Annotated in this window: 15 protein-coding genes; 5 read left to right on the forward strand and 10 right to left on the reverse strand. The window is 64.9% G+C overall.

Annotated features, from left to right (window positions below):
* Positions 1 to 164 precede the first annotated feature (164 nt).
* The 5 genes from SPR01S_RS18105 to SPR01S_RS18125 form a co-directional block, all read right to left on the reverse strand.
* Complete coding sequence (locus SPR01S_RS18105; RefSeq protein ID WP_066592127.1) at positions 165 to 1,085, reverse strand: crotonase/enoyl-CoA hydratase family protein; 921 nt, start codon at positions 1,083 to 1,085, stop codon at positions 165 to 167.
* 114 nt (positions 1,086 to 1,199) lie between these two features.
* Positions 1,200 to 3,038 (reverse strand): acetyl/propionyl/methylcrotonyl-CoA carboxylase subunit alpha, encoded by a 1,839-nt coding sequence (locus SPR01S_RS18110; RefSeq protein WP_066592157.1) that lies wholly within the window; start codon positions 3,036 to 3,038, stop codon positions 1,200 to 1,202.
* The gene (locus SPR01S_RS18115; RefSeq protein ID WP_066592129.1) at positions 3,035 to 3,532 is read right to left on the reverse strand and encodes a nuclear transport factor 2 family protein; all 498 of its coding nucleotides are present in this window, start codon (positions 3,530 to 3,532) and stop codon (positions 3,035 to 3,037) included. The genes SPR01S_RS18110 and SPR01S_RS18115 overlap by 4 nt, the downstream gene beginning before the upstream one ends.
* Positions 3,529 to 4,035, reverse strand: a complete 507-nt coding sequence (locus SPR01S_RS21330; protein ID WP_084251284.1) for an endonuclease domain-containing protein — start codon at positions 4,033 to 4,035, stop codon at positions 3,529 to 3,531. The genes SPR01S_RS18115 and SPR01S_RS21330 overlap by 4 nt, the downstream gene beginning before the upstream one ends.
* Positions 4,035 to 5,636: a carboxyl transferase domain-containing protein gene (locus SPR01S_RS18125; protein WP_066592132.1), complete on the reverse strand. Its 1,602-nt coding sequence runs from the start codon at positions 5,634 to 5,636 to the stop codon at positions 4,035 to 4,037. The genes SPR01S_RS21330 and SPR01S_RS18125 overlap by 1 nt, the downstream gene beginning before the upstream one ends.
* 111 nt (positions 5,637 to 5,747) lie before the next feature.
* Between SPR01S_RS18125 and SPR01S_RS18130 the strand changes: the two genes are divergently transcribed.
* The gene (locus tag SPR01S_RS18130) at positions 5,748 to 7,823 is read left to right on the forward strand and encodes a M13 family metallopeptidase (protein WP_066592135.1); all 2,076 of its coding nucleotides are present in this window, start codon (positions 5,748 to 5,750) and stop codon (positions 7,821 to 7,823) included.
* Between the two features lie 5 nt (positions 7,824 to 7,828).
* Positions 7,829 to 9,334 (forward strand): acetyl-CoA acetyltransferase, encoded by a 1,506-nt coding sequence (locus SPR01S_RS18135; protein WP_218016777.1) that lies wholly within the window; start codon positions 7,829 to 7,831, stop codon positions 9,332 to 9,334.
* A gap of 63 nt (positions 9,335 to 9,397) precedes the next feature.
* Here the strand turns inward: SPR01S_RS18135 and SPR01S_RS18140 are convergent, their stop codons facing one another.
* The 4 genes from SPR01S_RS18140 to SPR01S_RS18155 all read right to left on the reverse strand — a co-directional run bounded on the left by SPR01S_RS18140 (position 9,398) and on the right by SPR01S_RS18155 (position 15,219).
* Positions 9,398 to 10,873 carry a phytoene desaturase gene (locus SPR01S_RS18140; protein WP_066592139.1) on the reverse strand — a complete coding sequence of 492 codons (1,476 nt, stop codon included), beginning with the start codon at positions 10,871 to 10,873 and terminating at the stop codon, positions 9,398 to 9,400.
* A gap of 57 nt (positions 10,874 to 10,930) precedes the next feature.
* Positions 10,931 to 12,781, reverse strand: coding sequence for a 4-hydroxy-3-methylbut-2-enyl diphosphate reductase (gene ispH, locus SPR01S_RS18145; protein WP_066592143.1), 1,851 nt, complete (start codon positions 12,779 to 12,781; stop codon positions 10,931 to 10,933).
* A gap of 112 nt (positions 12,782 to 12,893) precedes the next feature.
* The gene (locus SPR01S_RS18150; protein WP_066592146.1) at positions 12,894 to 13,484 is read right to left on the reverse strand and encodes a response regulator transcription factor; all 591 of its coding nucleotides are present in this window, start codon (positions 13,482 to 13,484) and stop codon (positions 12,894 to 12,896) included.
* Positions 13,485 to 13,605: 121 nt separating this feature from the next.
* A complete protein-coding gene (locus tag SPR01S_RS18155; RefSeq protein WP_245662090.1) occupies positions 13,606 to 15,219 on the reverse strand; it encodes a DHA2 family efflux MFS transporter permease subunit in 1,614 nt (537 codons plus the stop codon).
* Between the two features lie 56 nt (positions 15,220 to 15,275).
* Between SPR01S_RS18155 and SPR01S_RS18160 the strand changes: the two genes are divergently transcribed.
* Genes SPR01S_RS18160 through SPR01S_RS18170 form a run of 3 tightly spaced genes read left to right on the forward strand, consistent with a single transcriptional unit; the run spans position 15,276 to position 17,424 of the window.
* The gene (locus SPR01S_RS18160; protein WP_066592148.1) at positions 15,276 to 15,869 is read left to right on the forward strand and encodes a TetR/AcrR family transcriptional regulator; all 594 of its coding nucleotides are present in this window, start codon (positions 15,276 to 15,278) and stop codon (positions 15,867 to 15,869) included.
* A complete protein-coding gene (locus SPR01S_RS18165) occupies positions 15,866 to 16,306 on the forward strand; it encodes a PaaI family thioesterase (protein ID WP_066592150.1) in 441 nt (146 codons plus the stop codon). The genes SPR01S_RS18160 and SPR01S_RS18165 overlap by 4 nt, the downstream gene beginning before the upstream one ends.
* Positions 16,303 to 17,424: an HlyD family secretion protein gene (locus tag SPR01S_RS18170; protein ID WP_066592153.1), complete on the forward strand. Its 1,122-nt coding sequence runs from the start codon at positions 16,303 to 16,305 to the stop codon at positions 17,422 to 17,424. Before SPR01S_RS18165 ends, SPR01S_RS18170 begins: the two co-directional genes overlap by 4 nt.
* Here the strand turns inward: SPR01S_RS18170 and SPR01S_RS18175 are convergent.
* Complete coding sequence (locus tag SPR01S_RS18175) at positions 17,381 to 17,965, reverse strand: DUF4199 domain-containing protein (RefSeq protein ID WP_066592155.1); 585 nt, start codon at positions 17,963 to 17,965, stop codon at positions 17,381 to 17,383. The genes SPR01S_RS18170 and SPR01S_RS18175 overlap by 44 nt on opposite strands.
* Positions 17,966 to 18,096 lie beyond the last annotated feature (131 nt).

The raw sequence follows: 18,096 nt of genomic DNA on the forward strand, positions 1-18,096 counted from the left end.
GGCCCGCCGAGCGTCGTCGCTTGCTTGCGCGTAGCTTTGGCTACGCGTCTGCGCTGCGCTCCTCGTCGGCGGGCTCCTGCGGGCAATCACGATCCTCGCGGTAATTGAGTACGGACCCTAGGCTTCAGGCCCGGCTATCGCAAGGTCGTGGCGGCCGCGGTAGCTCAGGTCGTATCCTCGCGCCACTCGAGCGGATCGAGCCAGGGCGAGAAATGCGGCAGGTCGGTCGAGACCTTGTCCGGATAGATAGCCGAGCGCTTCTCCAGGAACGAGGCGACGCCTTCCTGCGCATCGGCGCTCGCCCCGCGTGACCACACCAGGCGGCTGTCGAGCCGGTGCGCGTCGATCGGCGAGGCCGCGCCCATCATCCGCCACATCATCTGCCGCGTGAGGGCGATTGAGACCGGAGCGGATTCGGCGGTGATCTGGCGGGCTAGCTCGCGCGCGGCGGGGAGCAGATCCGCCTGGGCATGGACCGAGCGCACCAACCCGGCGTCCTTCGCCTCGACGGCAGGCACCAGCCGGCCCGAATAGCACCATTCCAAAGCGGTAGAGATGCCGACCAGCCGCGGCAGGAACCAGCTCGACGCCGCCTCGGGTACAATGCCGCGCCGCGCGAAAACGAAGCCGAACCGCGCACCCTCGGCGGCCAGGCGGAAGTCCATCGGCAACGTCATCGTGGCGCCGATCCCGACCGCGGCGCCGTTCAGGGCGCCGATCACCGGTTTCGTCGATTGGAAGATGCGCAAACTGAGCAGGCCGCCGCCGTCGCGAATCCCTTCGTGATCCCAATCGACCTTGCCGTCCGGACCGACCGGTGACCCCGCGTCGGACCAGCGCGGTCCTTTGGCATAGTCGAACGTCGCCCCGCCGGCGGAGAGGTCCGCGCCCGCGCAGAACGCGCGATCACCGCTGCCGGTGACGATCACCGCGCGGACATCGTCATCCTTGTCGGCGCGGTCGAAGGCGGCGATCATCTCGCGCATCATCTGTGCGGTGAACGCATTCATCGCCGCCGGGCGGTCGAGGGTGATCGTGAGGATGTGATCGGTGACGTCGACGCGGATTTGTTCAGGCTCGTTCATCGACCATCTTCCAATCCGTCATGCCGCACTTGTTCCGGCATCCAATCATCAACACAGGATGACGCTTGAGGCGCATTGGACCCCGGAACAGGTCCGGGGCGACGAAAAGGTAAGTCACTCCGCCTTCTCGATCCGCACCAGCAAGGCGTCGACCTGCACCTGCGATCCAACCGCCGCATTCAACTCCACGACGATTCCGTCGAATGGCGCGGTCAGGCCGTGTTCCATCTTCATCGCCTCGAGCGTCAGCAGCTTCTGGCCCTTCGTCACCACGGCATCGGCCGCGACATCCACGGCGATCACTCGGCCCGGCATCGGCGCCAGGATCGCGCCATCACCAGAGGCGCCCGCCGCGCCCCCCGATGCGCGCCAGCGGCTCAATTGCCAGACCTGCCCGCCCTCGGCGATCAGGAGGCTCTCGACGGCTTCCGATCCGGGTTCGGCCGCGCCATGCTCGATCGCGACGGCTGCACCATCGAGGAGAAATGTGTCGGTCCGCCGCGCCTGGGCGTTGAGGCGGAAGCCCGCCATCGGCACTTCTCCGATCAGCGCAGCGGCGGCGTCGGCTAGCGCCTCGTCGGACGGCAGCTCGGGCGGCATCAGCGCATCGCCCTCCCGCGCGATCAGACCGGTGTCGACATTGCCTTCGGCAAATGCGTCATGTTCGAGCGCCTCGACCAGGAAACCGGCATTTGATCGCACCGGCCAGACGATCGCATCGGACAGCGCATCCGCCAGTATCTCGCGCGCTTCCTCGCGATCCTCGCCCCAGGCGATCACCTTCGCGATCATCGGATCGTAGAAGGGCGAGATGTCGGCGCCTTGCTCGACCCCGGTATCGACGCGGGCGTCCTCACCCAGATCGAACGCTTCGAGCCGGCCGATCGACGGCAGGAAGCCTTTGGCGGGGTCCTCTGCGTAAAGACGCGCTTCCATTGCCCAGCCGTTGATCTCGAGCTCGTCCTGAGTCCGTGGCAATTCTTCGCCCGACGCGACGCGGAGCTGCCATTCGACCAGGTCCTGGCCGGTGATCTGCTCGGTCACCGGATGCTCGACCTGGAGGCGGGTGTTCATTTCCATGAACCAGATGCGATCGGCACGCAGCCCTTCGCCGGCGTCGGCGATGAACTCGATCGTGCCGGCACCGACATAATCGACCGCTTTTGCCGCACGCACCGCCGCTGCACAGATCGCAGCACGCGTCTCCTCGTCCATGCCGGGGGCAGGGGCTTCCTCGATCACTTTCTGATGGCGACGCTGAAGCGAGCAGTCTCGCTCGAACAAATGGACGATATTGCCTTGGCTGTCGCCGAACACCTGCACCTCGATATGGCGCGGGCTCAGGATGTATTTCTCGATCAGCACACGGTCGTCGCCGAACGAAGCGGCGGCCTCCCGTTGGCAGGAAGCGAGTGCATCGGCGAAGTCCTCGGACGCATCGACCCTACGCATGCCCTTGCCGCCGCCGCCGGCGACCGCCTTGATCAGCACGGGATAGCCGATTGCGTCGGCCTCCGCCTTGAGATGCTCGGGCCGCTGGTCCGCGCCGAGATAGCCCGGCGTCACCGGCACGCCGGCGGCGATCATCCGCTCCTTGGCGGCGTCCTTGAGGCCCATGGCGCGGATGCTGTCGGGATTGGGCCCGACCCAGATCAGTCCGGCATCCTTCACCGCCTGCGCGAAATCGGCATTCTCCGACAGAAAGCCGTAGCCGGGGTGGATCGCCTCCGCCCCGGTCTGTTGTGCGGCGGCGATGATCTTGTCGCTGACGAGATAGCTTTCGCGCGCCGACGACGGCCCGATGTGCACCGCTTCGTCGGCTTGCCGGACGTGAAGCGCTCGTGAGTCGGCATCCGAATAGACCGCTATCGTGCGGATACCCATCGCGCGCGCCGTGCGAATGATGCGGCAGGCAATCTCGCCGCGATTGGCGATGAGGAGGGAGGTGATCACGCGTCCGGGCACTCCGTCGTGCGCTGCGACCAGGTCACGTTCTGCACCTTCCACTGGCCGTTCTCGCGGATCAGGTCGAAATGGTCGACGCCGCAGGTCGCGACCTTGCCGTCGACCGACAGAGTGAACTCGCCCCAGACCATCGCGATGTCGCCATCGATCTCGATCGCCGGGCGGCCGGTGAATTGCTCATGATAGCGATGCTCGCCGGGCTTCACATTGGCGAGATATTGTTCCCAGGTCATGTGACGGACGATCTTGCTGCCGTCCGCCTTGGTCGCCGCGACGGTCGCACCGCCGCCGCCGTCCATGCGGAGCTGCGCGCGGATCGCATTGGCGTCGGCCGCGTCGATCGCGGCGAACCAGGCGTTGAGCGGGACCATCACTTGCGATTCCTCGCTGACCGGCATGGGCAGCGGGTTGGCGGGGGGAAGCTTGTCGCTGGATTTCTGACCGGCGGCCGAAGCGAGGAGCAGGAGGGGGAGGAGAATCATGGTGCTTCCTTAAAATCCTCCCCGGAACGGGGAGGGGGACCGCCCGAAGGGCGGTGGAGGGGGCCCCGCTCGCGGCAAGCCGCAACGATGCCGGTAATGACCGCGTCGAGGTCTTTCAGGATTTCGATGGCGGGAATGCGAAGAGTCGAAAATCCAATTTCGGCTAGCCGTTGGTCGCGAACGGCGTCGCGTGCCGGTCGGTTACCCCGTTCATGCGCTTCGCCATCGACTTCGATCGCCAAGCGCGCCTCGAGACAGGCGAAGTCGAGACGATAGCCGAGCTGTGGATTTTGACGCCGGAACTTGAAGCCGCCCGGCGCCTTGCGGAGTACCTGCCAGAGCAGGACTTCCGGTAGGGACATGTTTTTGCGATCGACGCGGGCCCGCCTCACATCCTTGATCGGCGCGCGGAGAACGGGGGGCGGAACCCCTCCACCACGCGGCTTTGCCGCGCGGTCCCCCTCCCCGTTCCGGGGAGGAATTTGTGGGCTTTCTTCAGCCATCACATCCGGAACACGCCGAAGCGCGGCGTTTCAGGGATCGGGGCGTTGAGACACGCAGCAAACGCCAAGCCCAATACATCACGGGTCTGCGCCGGATCGATGATGCCGTCGTCCCAAAGCCGCGCGGTGGCGTGCCAGGGATTGCCTTGCGCCTCATAGTCCTCGCGGATCGGCTGCTTGAAAGCCTCGGCTTCCTCGGGAGTCCATCTCGCTGCGTCACGGTGCACCGTCGCCAACACGCTCGCCGCCTGCTCGCCGCCCATCACGCTGATCCGGCTGTTGGGCCAGGTGAACAGGAAACGTGGCGAATAAGCGCGGCCGGCCATGCCGTAATTGCCGGCGCCGAAGCTGCCGCCGATCAGCACGGTGACCTTGGGAACGGAGGCGGTCGCGACCGCGGTCACCAGTTTGGCGCCGTGCTTGGCGATGCCCTCGGCCTCGTACTTCCCGCCGACCATGAAGCCCGAAATGTTCTGCAGGAACAGCAGCGGGATACGCCGCTGGCAGGCGAGTTCGATGAAATGCGCGCCCTTGACCGCGCTTTCCGAGAACAGCACGCCGTTATTGGCCAGGATCGCGACCGGCATGCCCCAGATGTGCGCGAAGCCGCACACCAGGCTGCTGCCGTAGAGCGCTTTGAACTCCTGGAATTCCGACCCGTCGACCAACCGGGCGATTATCTCGTGCACGTCGTAAGGCGCACGTACATCCTGCGGGATGATGCCGTACAGATCGTGCGGGTCGAACTTGGGCGGGCGCGGCTCGCGCAGTTCGATGTCGGGCTTGGCGTCGGCCTGCAGCGTCGAGACGATGTCGCGGACGATGGTCAGCGCGTGCTCGTCATTCTCGGCGAGGTGATCGACCACGCCCGACTTGCGTGCATGCAAGTCGCCGCCGCCGAGATCCTCCGCTGAGATCACTTCGCCGGTCGCGGCCTGGACGAGGGGAGGGCCGGCAAGGAAGATCGTGCCCTGGTTGCGGACGATCACGCTCTCGTCGGACATCGCCGGCACATAGGCGCCGCCCGCTGTGCAACTGCCCATCACGCAGGCGATCTGGGGGATGCCCTTGGCCGACATATTGGCCTGGTTGAAGAAGATCCGCCCGAAATGATCGCGGTCCGGGAATACCTCGGCCTGGTGCGGCAGATTGGCGCCGCCCGAATCGACCAGATAGATGCACGGCAAACGGTTCTGTTCGGCGATCTCCTGCGCGCGGAGATGCTTCTTGACCGTCATCGGATAATACGTGCCGCCTTTCACTGTGGCGTCGTTGCAGACGATCATCGCCTGGCGCCCGGATACGCGGCCGATGCCGGCGATCATCCCCGCACCGGGCACTTCTCCGCCGTAGAGATCGCAGGCAGCGAGCTGGCCGATCTCGAGGAACGGCGAGCCGGGGTCGAGCAGGCGTTCGACACGATCGCGCGGCAGCAATTTGCCGCGCGACGTATGTCGCTCGCGGCTCTTCTCATTGCCGCCCAGAGCAGCCGTCGCGACGTCGGCGCGCAACCGGTCGACGAGCGCGCGATTGTGCGCAGCATTGGCGCGGAACTGGTCGCTGTCGGGAGAAAGGCGAGTGTCGAGAACGGGTGCGCTCATGCCGCCTGCCTAGCCTTGCCGATTGCTGTTGGGAAGCCACGTGGGCCCCTAGCGCGGCAAACTGTGTTGGTGTAGCCAGCGAGTCATACACCAGATAAAAGAGGGTTCCCGATGAAGCGCTCAATTCTCGCCGCCATGTTGCTCGCCACCACCGCAGGCGGAGCCGCCATGTGGCAGGCGCCCGCGATCGCCCAAGCGGTAACGGGCACTAAATCGGGCGTCGACCAAGCGCTGATCGACCATAGCGTCAAGCCGGGCGACGACTTCAACGCCTATGCCAACGGCGTGTGGCTGAAGACCGCCGAAATCCCCGCCGACCGCTCGTCGATCGGCGTCGGGCTCGATGTGTTCAAGGTCGCCGAGGCGCGCAACGCGGACATCATCAAGGGTGCCGCCGCGTCCAAGGCAAAGCCGGGCAGCGACCTGCGCCGCATTGCCGATTATTACGATGCCTATAACAATAGCGCCGCGATCGAGGCGCGCGGTATCGCGCCCCTGAAGCCGATCCTGGCGCCGATCGCCGCGCTCAAGTCCAAGGCGCAATTGTCGGCGATGCTCGGCGCCAACATGCGGGCCGATACCGACCCGTTCAACAACAACAATTATGCCTCGACCGACAATCTGTTCGGGCTGTTCGTCGGGCAGGACCTCAACAAGCCGACGATCAACGCGCCCTACCTGATGCAGGGCGGCGTCGGCATGCCCGACCGCGATTATTACCTGTCGGACAAGAAGGAGATGGCCGAGCTCCGCGACGGGTATAAGGACTATCTGGAAAAGGTCTTCACGCTCGCCGGTATGAGCGACCCCAAGGCGCGCGCCGGCCGCGTTTTCGCGCTCGAGACCAAGATTGCCCAGGCGCAGACCGACATCGTAACCGCGCAGGACGCGCACAAGGGCGACAATCCCTGGACCCGCGCCGATTTCGCCAAGAAGGCGCCGGGCATCGATTGGAACGCCTATTGGACCGCGGCGGGCCTGCCCAAGCAGCAGAATTTCATCGTCTGGAATCCCGAGACGACGACAAAGCTTGCCGGCCTGGTCGCTAGCGAGCCGATGCAGTCCTGGCAGGACTGGCTCGCCTTCCACCGCATCAACGAGGTGGCGACCGCACTGCCCAGGGCATTCGACGACTCCAAGTTCGACTTTTTCGGCAAGCAGATGACGGGCACGCCAGCGCAGCAGCCGCGCGACAAGCGCTCGATCGGCGCGGTCAACGGTGCTTTGGGCTATGAGGTCGGCAAGATCTACGCCGGCAAATATTTCCCGGCATCGTCCAAGGCGGCGATCCAGTCGATGGTCAAGAACATCGTCGCGGCGTTCGACAAGCGCATCGCCGCGCTCGACTGGATGGCGCCGGCGACAAAGGCGGAAGCGCGCAAGAAATTGTCGGTATTGAAGGTCGGCGTCGGCTATCCGGACGTCTGGCCGATGCGCCCTTATTATGCGGTCAGCGCGACCGATCCGGCCGGCAATTTGCTGCGCGCGAAGCTCGCCAATTACCGCTATCAGATCGGCAAGCTGGGCAAGACGCCCGATCGTGGCGAATGGTGGATGACGCCGCAGACAGTCAATGCGGTCAATCTGCCGCTGCAGAACGCGCTCAATTTCCCGGCGGCGATCCTCAACACGCCCTATTTCGATCCGACCTTCGATTCAGCCGCCAATTACGGCGCGATCGGCGCGGTGATCGGGCATGAGATCAGCCACTCGTTCGACAATCTGGGGTCGGATTTCGATTCGACCGGACGCCTTCACAATTGGTGGACGCCGACCGACCTCGCGCGGTTCGAGGCATCGGGCAAGGCGCTGATCGACCAGTATAACAAGTACGAAGTGCTGCCCGGCCTCTATGCCAATGGCCAACAGGAGCTTGGCGAGAACATCGCCGACGCCGCCGGCCTGACCGCGTCGTACGAAGCCTATCATGCGTCGCTGGGTGGAAAGCCGGCGCCGGTGATCGACGGGCTGACCGGGGATCAGCGCTTCTTCCTCGCCTTCGCGCAGAGCTGGCGGACCAAGATGCGCGACCGCGCCATGCGCGCGCGGATCGCGACCGACGTCCATGCGCTGGCACCGTTGCGCGTTGAAACGGTACGCAACCTCGACGCCTGGTACGATGCGTTCGGGATCAAGCCGGGCGACAAGCGCTATCTGGCGCCGGGCGACCGCGTCCACGTCTGGTAAGGCGCGTGACGCCGGACGATCGCACGCCCGTCATCGTCGGATGCGGCGAGGCGGTCGATCGTCCGGCGGCGCTCAGCCACGCACTGGATCCGATCGGGCTGATGACGCTCGCCGCGCGGCGAGCGGAGGACGACGCCGGCAGTGGCTTGCTCCACCGGATCGACCGGCTCGATGTCGTCAACCTGGTAAGCTGGCGCTACGCCGACCCGCCCGCCGAGCTCGCGGCGCGGCTGGGGATCGCGCCACGGTCGCTCAGCTATGCCGCGATCGGCGGCGAGACGCCGACCAAATTGGTTCACGAAGCCGCGCTGGCGATCGCCCGGGGCGAAGCAAAGGTCGCGCTGGTCGCGGGTGCCGAAGCGCAACATAGCGCCGCGCGGGCGCAGAAGGAGGGTGTGGAACTTCCCTGGCCTCCGTTCGCGCACGGCGCGCCGGGGCGGATCGAACGCGCGACCTATCTCCATCCGCTGGCGGTCGCGCTTGGCGCGTCGATGCCAGTTAACGTCTATCCGTTCTACGACATGGCGAGCGCACACGCCTGGGGGCAGACGCCGGCCGAAGCGCAAGCGGAATCGGCGGAATTATGGGCGCGTTATTCAGCAGTTGCGGCCGACAATCCGTCGAGCTGGCTGGACAGGCGCTACTCGGCCGACGACATCGCGCACGTGACCCCCGACAACCGGCTGATCGCCTGGCCCTATACCAAGCTGATGGTCGCCAATCCGATGGTCAATCAGGGCGCGGCGGTGATCGTCACCAGCCTGGCCGTCGCACGCGAGGCCGGGGTCGATCCGGCGGCGATGATCCATCTGGTCGGCGGCGCCGCGGCCGACGAACCGCGCGATTATCTCGCCCGCGACGGCTATGCGGCGAGCCCGGCCCAGGACGCCGTGCTGACGCGCGCGCTCGACTTGAACCATGGCCGGCCGTTCGATGCTGTCGAGCTTTACAGCTGCTTTCCCTGCGTTCCCAAGATGGCGCGGCGGACGCTCGGCACGGACGCGGATGTCGTGCCGACCGTGACGGGCGGGCTGACCTTCTTCGGCGCGCCGCTCAACGACTATATGCTCCACGCGGTCGCGGCGATGGTGCGGCGGCTGCGCTCCAATGCTGGGACCGGATTGCTCTACGGACAGGGCGAGTTCGTCACCAAACACCACGCGTTGGTGCTGAGTTCCACGCGGTCTGATCGTGTGCTCGATGAGGACTATTCGGTTGCCGGCGACGCGGAGAGGCGGCGAGGGGCTGTGCCGCCGACGGTTTTGCCTACCGACGGTCCCGCGACGCTCGAAACGGCGACAATCCTCTATCGCCGCGACGGCACGGTGGATCACGGCATCGTTATCCTGCGAACCGAGGGGTGCGCGCGGACGATGGCGGCAGTGGCGCCCGACGATGACGCGACGATGGCGGCGATCATCGATCGAGATCGCTATCCGATAGGGCGCAAAGGCGCGATCACCGCCGGGGAAATGCCGCGATGGGCAATTTACCGGAATGCCGGTCATTAATCGAAGCCCGGGAACTGGGAGACCGCGATCAGCGGCTTCCGGCGGTTACCCTATACATGCGTCCTAGCGCGTTGCTTCCAGGACCAGCGACGCGGTGGCCTTCGCACTCGCCACGACGCCCGGAATTCCGGCTCCGGGATGGGTGCCGGCACCTACGAAATACAGATTGGAGAAGTGGTCGTCCCGATTGTGACCGCGAAAATACGCGCTTTGCGTCAACAGCGGCTCCAGGCTGAAAGCGTTGCCGAGATGGGCGGCGAGGTCATGCTGGAAATCCATCGGCGTGTAATGGAATACGGTTTCGAGGCGAGCATCGAGGTCCGGGATGAGCATGTCGCGTATCCTCCCCAATATCGTTTCGCGGTAGCGCGCGCCGAAGCTCTCCCAGTCGGGATCAGCCTTTGCGAGATTGGGCACAGGCGCCAGCGCGTAGAACGTCGAGCAGCCCGGCGGAGCAAGAGACGCGTCGGTCGCGCTTGGATGATGCAGGTAGAGCGCGGGGTCGTCCGCGACCTTGCCATGTTTGTAGATGTCGTCGAGCAGGGGCCCATAGCGGTCGGAAAACAGGATGCTGTGGTGCGCAATGCCGGGAAAGTTTCCGCGCAGGCCGAAATGTACGACGAACAAGCTGGGGGAAAAGCTTCGACGAGACAGCCGTCGTACCTTCCTCGCCGCATAGCGACTGCCCTTCACCAGGCGATAGCTTTGCAAAAGATCGCCGTTTGAGGCGACGATGTCTGCCCGCAAGGACGTTCCACTTCGCGTCGAAACCCCGGTGACGGCTCGCCCCTCGAATTCGATCTGCTCGACCGGATCGGACAGCAAGAGCTTGCCGCCCAGGCGTTCGAACAGTCGCACCATTGCGTCCACCAGCGCATTCGTTCCGCCGCGGGCGAACCAAACGCCCCCTCGCTTCTCCAGGCTGTGGATGAGCGCATAGATGCTGCTGGTCTTCATGGGGTTGCCGCCGACCAGAAGGGTATGGAACGAGAAGGCCTGGCGGAGCCGGTCGTTGCGGATATCGGCACTGACCGCCGCATAGACCGACCGCCACGCCCGGCGACGCGCCAGGGCAGGCGTGGCGCGCACCATGTCGAGCAAGCTCAGGAAGGGGCGCGCCGCGAGTTCGACGTAGCCGGCTTGGTAGACCTTGTCGGCATAGCGCATGAAGCGCTGATATCCTTCCACATCGGCGGGTTCGAACCGCGCGATCTCCGCTCGGAGCTGGGCGTCGTCGTTCGAATAGTCGAACGTTGCTCCGTCGCTCCAGTGCAGCCGATAGAAAGGGTGGATCGGCAGCAATTCGACGTCGTGCGCCATCTCGCTTCCGGACAATGCCCAAAGCTCCCGCAGGCAATCCGGGTCGGTGATGACGGTGGGGCCGGCGTCGAAGACGTAACCGTCGCGGCGCCATGCATAGGCCCGGCCGCCGGGCCGGTCTCGCGCCTCGACGATCGTCGTCGCTATGCCGGCGCTTTGCAGACGAATTGCGAGCGCGAGTCCTCCGAAACCGGCGCCGAGGATGATGGCTGTTTTCATGTGATGCTTTCGAGGGAAGATGCGCAAGGCGCGATACTTGTGGGAAAAAATATTGCCCTAGTGCATCCGGCTAACTGCGAACTCGGCGATTTGGCGCAGCGGCTCCGCTCGAGGACCGAAGGGGGCCAGATGATCCTGACAGGCTGCCGCCAAGCTCCTCGACCGTTCATGCGCGCCCTCGAGGCCCAAGGCCTCGATCGCGGTTATGCGACCGGAACGCCGGTCCTTCCTGGTACGCTTTCCCATTGCCTCGGCATTTCCAATCCGGTCGAGAATGTCGTCGCGGATCTGGAACGCCAGGCCGAGCTGTTCGGAAAAGCGGATCAGGCGCTGACGTTCTTCCGTTGAGCAATCGGCGAGCAATGCCGCGGCCTCGACACAGAAATTAAGGAGCACTCCTGTCTTCAGACCTTCGCACTGCTCGACGTCATCGGGCGAGGGATCGTCCGGGGGATTGAGATCCATCATCTGGCCTAGCGCCAGCCCGTCTTTCCCGACCGTCCTGGCGAGCGAGTTGACCAGGCGCGCGCGGATTGCGCCATCGGGGTGGGCGCGCTCGTCGGAAAGCATCTCGAACGCCAAAGCGAGAAGGGCGTCTCCGGCGAGCACGGCGGTGGCTTCGTCAAACTGACGATGCAGGCTCGGCCTGCCGCGGCGAAGATCGTCGTCGTCCATGCACGGCAAGTCGTCATGAACCAGCGATTGGGCATGCAAGCATTCGATGGCGCTCGCCACCCATATCGCGCGACGATAATCGGCGTCGAGCATTTCCGCCGCCAATACGGTCAGTGATGCGCGCAGCCTTTTCCCGCCGCCCAGCACCGCGTAGCGCATCGCCTCGATCAGGCGGGTATGCCGTCCTGTTTTGGCAGCCAGGGTGCGGTCGAGACATCGTTCGACATCGCGACGCACGGTATCCATCCGGTCCGCGAGCGGAAGGTCATCGGAAGGCGCGATCGCGACGGGCGGGAATTTCGTAGTCTCCTCGCGGCCTTCGCTTTCCTCGATCACGAAACCGAGCGACACAAGGCGGTCGCAAACGGCCCGGACCTGTTCAGGGGGCGTCGAGGCCGCAGCGGTAAGGGCGACCACGCTGGCTCCGGAGATTTGCCGGATATCCAGGGCGTCCGGACCGTTGACGAGATACACGGTGCGACAGCCGGCGGCGCGAGCCGCGTCGGCGAGCCGCCGTGCGTTCGATGACAGGTCGTCGCCGACTACGACGACTTGATCCGCCGCGGAAGCGAGCTTTTCGATGGCTTCCTGCCGGTTGGTCGTGGCGAAGCAGATATCGCTCGATGGCGGCGCGGCGACGTCCAGGAATCGCCGCTTTATGGTGGCAATAATCTCGGCGGCCTCGCCGACGGAAAAGGTGGTCTGGACGGAAAGCGCGACTGCCGTGTTGGCGGTCAGGGGAAGCGCGTCGACATCGGCGATGGAGCCGACCACCGAAATGGCGCCCGCTGGCACTTGGCCGACAGTTGCCAGGATTTGCGGATGGCCCTGCTGACCGATCAGCAGGATATGGCGGCCGGTCCGATAATAGTCGACGACTTGCGCATGGACCCTGGCCACAAGCGGGCAGGTCGTGTCCACGGTCGTCAATTTTCGTTGTCTCGCCGCGCGGTGGATAACGGGAGAAACGCCATGCGCAGATAAAATGACGACCGCGCCCTCCGGCACCTCGTCCAGTTCAGCGACGAACTTCGCGCCCAACGCCTCGAGACGGTCGACGACCGCCTGGTTGTGAACGATATGACGCCGCACGAAAACCGGCGCTCCGTAATAGTCTATGGCGCCTTCCACGGCGGTAATGGCGCGCTCGACGCCGGCGCAAAATCCTCGTGGGTTCGCCAGGATCAGTCGCTTGTGCACCGGCGCGGCGCTCCCGGATGTCGGCGGCGCCATGCGTGTTCGTCTCCTGCTTCTTGTTGGCTCGAGCTAATCCACCTACGAGCGACCTCCACGATCATCCCAGCCGAGCAGGCGAGCAACATGTACTTTGGGGCAATCGAGCCGGTTAGAAGCCTGCCTCAACTGCCATTCGGATCGCGTCCGCACTGGAGTCGACTTTCAGCGCTTTGAGCAACGCCGCCCGGTGCATCTTGACGGTACGCTCGCTCAATCCGAGACGGTGCGCGATCTCCTTGTTGCGCTTCCCTGAGGCCATCAACTGCAGGATCTCGCGCTGACGGCCGCTCAGCGAGGAGACTTGCTGCGCGGCAGCGATTTGCCGATTCCCCGTAGAGAGGGGAAAGCCCTCCGGAATTTCCGTCTGTGATCCGAGGAAATATTCAATCTTGCCGGTAAGGTCGAATATGGGCGCCACCATCACAGAGTTGCGAAAAGAAGAGCCATCTCTGCGGTAATTGAGCACCTCGGCGAGCGTCGGACGGCCCTCCCTTATTCCCTGCCGCAATACTTCGCTCCCATCCGGGTCGGTATCGCTTCCCCTGAGGAATCGGCAATTGCGGCCGAGTATCTCTGCGCGCGAATACCCAGTAAGAGACAGAAACGCGTCATTGCAGGCCACGATCGGATTGTCCGTCAATCGTGGATTGGTAATGACAGCCGCCGTGGCGCTCGCGTCGATCATCTCGCGGAACAGCATTGCCACGGTTTAGCGCCTGCCGTCGACTTGACCAAGTTCCGGCGAGGGGAAGTTCTGTCAGCTATTTGAGCGTCGGCATGAGAGTGATTCCGCGCACGCGCCGAAGCGGACCTTCCTTTCCTCAATGCGCATCCTGCGGTGGCGCTGCACCGACACGCGGCGGTCGGCAGAACGGGACCATCACGAGTGCCGCGAGGAACAGGTATGCCATCAGGCGGAACACGTCGTCGAATGCCAACGTCAGTGCCTCGCGTCCGACGATCCGGCTCATCAGCCCTTGGGCCATCAGCAGCGCTTGCGAAGGATCCGGCGTGACGGCGCCCAGTTCGCGCGCCAGCGCCGCTGCCGTGTCGTTCGCGGCCTTCGCCGATTGCCCCAATGCCTCGCTCAGCCGCAGCGCATGGAGCCGTGTATTATCGGCCAGCCAGGTGTTGACGAGGGCAATGCCGACCGCGCCGCCGGCGTTGCGCATCAGGTTGAACAGGCTGGAGGCGTAGCGCAATTCCGGTCCCTCGAAATTGCCAAGCGCGAGGCCGACCGAGGGCACGATGCACAGCATCACTGCGAAGCTCCGTACGACTTGCGGCCAGAACAACGCGGCGAATCCCCAGTCGGGGGTCATCGCCGAGAACAGCCATAAGCCCAGAGCGAAAAGCGCCAGCCCGAAGGTGATGACGATGCGCTGGTCGACGCGCTGCGAGAGGCTGGCGGCGATCGGCACGCCGAGCAATTGCGCGCAGCCGGCGATGACGACCGTGCTGCCGATCTCCGACGCATTGTACCCGCGTACCCGGCCGAGGAAGAGCGGGATGAGATAGGTGCCCGCATAGAGGCCGAAGCCGATCACCAGGTTGAACGCGCAGGCGAAGACGAAAGTCGGCTTACGGAATGGGGTGAGCTTGACGATCGGGCCGTTGGACCGGAACGATCGTTCAAGGAACAGCACGAACGCCACGATCGACAGCCACGCGCCGATCTGGATCCGGATGTCGGTGAACCACTCGTTCTTGGGTCCTTCCTCCAGCACATATTCCAGGCCGGCCAGCGCCACTGCCATCGCGGCAAGATGGACCCAGTCGATCCGCTTGAGCATGGCTAGGTTGGGGGTGTCGACGCGGATCAGCGCGAGCGTCAGCGCCGTCACCAATATGCCCGGCGCGACGTTGATGAAGAACACCCAGCGCCATCCCATCGCATCGGTGATCCAGCCGCCGACGGTCGGGCCCAAGGTCGGCGCGAGCACCGACACCATTCCCAGGATCGCGGGAATCATCGCGCGCTGCTTTCCCGAGAACAGGACGTAGCCGGTCGCGAATACGGTCGGGATCATCGCGCCGCCGACAAAACCCTGGACAGCGCGCGACACGATCATCGATTCGATGTTCCAGGCCAGCCCGCACGCCATGCTCGATAGCGTGAACAGCCCGGCCGACAGCGCGAACAGCCAGCGCGTCGACAAAGCTTGGGCAAGAAATGCCGAGAACGGGATCATCACCAGTTCGGCCATCAGATACGCGGTCTGTACCCAGCTGATCTCGTCGGGCCCGGCTGACAGACCCGCCTGCACTTCGTTGAGCGAGGCGGCGACGATCTGGATGTCGATCAATGCCATGAACTGGCCGAACGCCATCACGCCGAAGATCAGATATTTCTGGCGATTGGTCAGGCGAGAGGGATCGAACGGTGCAGCCGGAGCCCGCGCCGATCCCTGGGGGGAGAGTGGTATCGACGCCAATATACTTGCCTCCGGCTGCGTTTATATTATATGCGTCATATAAAGGAGGCGTTCAAGTGCGCTATTCGAACGAGCACAAGGCAGAGACGCGGCGGCGGGTGCTGAAGGAAGCCGCGCGGGAGATTCGCGCGAAGGGGCCCGATGGCGTCGCCGTGGCGGGCGTGATGGCACGCGCTGGCCTGACGCATGGCGGCTTCTATGCGCATTTCGAATCGAAGGACGCGATGATCGCCGATGCGATCGGGACGATGTTCGACGATGCGCGCGAACGGTCCGATGCGATCGAGCAGACCGACGATCCCCGCGTCGCGCTCAGGGCCTATGTGGATTTCTATCTCAGCCCGGCGCATCGCGATCGGCGCGAGCGCGGCTGCCCCCTGCCGACCCTGTCGGGTGATCTGGCGCGGTCGGGGGAACAGCAGCGCGCGCGCTTCGGCAAGGGCGTGGAAGCGCTGACCTTGCGGCTGGCCAAGGCGCTCGGCGGCATCGGCTTCGCCGACCCGCACGCCGAAGGGTCGGCAATGCTGGCGCAAATGGTCGGTGCGGTGGCGTTGTCGCGCGCGGTCGCCGATCCGGCTCAGTCGGACGCGATCCTGACCGATGCGCACGCCGGACTGGTCGCGCGTTATGGTTTGGAGGGGCGGCAATGAGCGAAGTGATCGACGCCCCTGACGGTCTTCAACAGGTTCGCGACTTGCTCGCCCGCGGCGCCCAGCCGCCGATCGGGCGGACGCTCGATTTCTCGCTGATCGAGGTCGAGCGCGGACGGGCGGTGTTCGAGGGAACGCCCGATGAGCGCCATTATAATCCAATGGGCGGCGTTCATGGCGGATATGCTGCGACCTTGCTCGATTCGGCTTGCGGGATCGCGGTGCATTCGATGCTGAAACCCGATCAGGGGTTCACGACGCTCGAACTCAAAGTTTCTTACCTGCGTGGCATGAGCGACCAAACCGGGCCGGTTCGCGCCGAAGGCAGGGTGGTCAATATCGGCCGCCGCGTCGCCTTTGCCGAGGCGGACATCCGCGATGCCGATGGTCGCGTGATGGCGACCGCGACGTCCACCTTGCTGGTGCTTGCCAAATGAATGCCCCTTTCGGCTCGACTGACGCCGCGACCGCGTCCGAACTTCCCACCAAAAAGCGTTTCGCGTTCCCGCGTAGCGCCCTGGTCATGGGGCTGGTCGCACTCGCGGTGGCGATCGCCGGCATCCTGTGGCTGACCGCGCCGAGGTCGAGCGAGTCGACGGACAATGCCTATCTTCACGCCGATTCGAGCGCGGTCGCGCCGAAGGTCGGCGGGCTGGTCGCGGCTGTACTGGTGAAGGACAATCAGATCGTGCACGCGGGCGATCCGCTCGTTCGCATCGATGCACAGGATTACGATGCGAAGCTGCAAGCTGCCCAGGCCGCGCTGGCCGATGCCGAAGCCGGCGTTGCCACGGCGCGCGCGTCGCTCGCCGCGCTCGATGCCGATGAGCGCCTCGCGTCGGCGCAAGTGCGCGCCGCGAGTACTGTCATCGCGTCGGCGGATGCCGAACTGATCCGCGCGAACGCCGACAAAGTGCGGTACGATTCGCTGCTGGGTCAGGGGTTCGCCACGCGTCGCGACGCCGAACGGATCAAGGCGACGGCGATCGGCGCGGCTTCGGCTGCCGACAAATCGCGCGCCGAACTGGGCGTGACCAGCGAACAAGCGGATGTGACGCGCGCGCGGCGCCCGGTGCTCGAAGCGCAAGTCGCCTCCGCCGAAGCCGCGGCGCTGAAGGCGCGCGCCGCACTCGACCTCGCGCGGCAGGATCGCGGGCACACGCTGATCGTCGCTCCGATCGACGGCGTGGTCGGCAACCGCCAGGTCCAGGTCGGCGACTTCGTCCAGCCGGGCAGTCGCGTGTTCACCGTCGTCCCGACGCGCTCGCTCTATGTCGTCGCCAATTTCAAGGAGACGCAGACCCGCGGCATGCGCGAAGGGCAAAAAGCCAAAATCTATGTCGACGCGCTGGGCGAGACGCTGAACGGCACGGTCGAAAGCTTCGCGCCGGGATCGGGCAGCGAGTTCACCCTGCTGCCCTTCGAGCCGGGATCGGGCAATTTCACCAAGATCGTCCAGCGCGTCGGCGTGCGCATCCGGCTCGACCCGGGCCAGGCGGCGCTGGCGACGCTCAGGCCGGGTCTGTCCGTGACGGCGAAGGTGATGCTGCTCTGACATTCTCGCGCGCGGGCAACAGCCTGGGATTGCGCAGCAACGCCGCGGAGAACAGCGATACCGCCAGCCCGACCGGCGCCACCTCCATCGCGGTCATCGGCAACCGGACCAGCGGATTGGCGTACATCGCCCGCATGCCATCGAGTTCGGCGCTCATCCGGGCGATCTCCGCAGCGCTCTTGCCGCCTGCGCGCGCCTTGGCGAGCGCCGACGCGATATAATCGTCCATGAAGCGATAGTGCGTCGCCGCCAGATACATTTCCCAGATCAACGTATAGGCGATGGTCGCGATCAGCGCGATCAGCAGGGCCAGGCCGAGCGCGGGAAAAAACCGGATCACCCCGCCGCGCTCTACGTCGCGATATCGCTTCACGCCGACGAAGATGAAGCTCATCGCGACCAGCATGACCGAATAGCCGAAGGTCAGCGTCGCGACCCATTGCACCTTGTGGTTGAGGAACGCGGTCACAGCGATGAATGCAGCGAGTACGATGCTGGCGAGGCCGCCATAGATGAGCGAATAACGAAGCGTCGGAGTCATGAAGATTCCCCCTTGTTGCGGAGACGACGTCATCGCCATCCGCACCGGCGGATACTATCGCCCGAACGGGTGATTTCGCGAATCCGTTCGTGAAAATCCTCCCTACGCGAAGCGTGGGGAGGGGGACCGCT

It is taken from the genome of Sphingomonas pruni NBRC 15498 (genome assembly GCF_001598455.1).
Taxonomy (GTDB): Bacteria; Pseudomonadota; Alphaproteobacteria; order Sphingomonadales; family Sphingomonadaceae; genus Sphingomonas; species Sphingomonas pruni.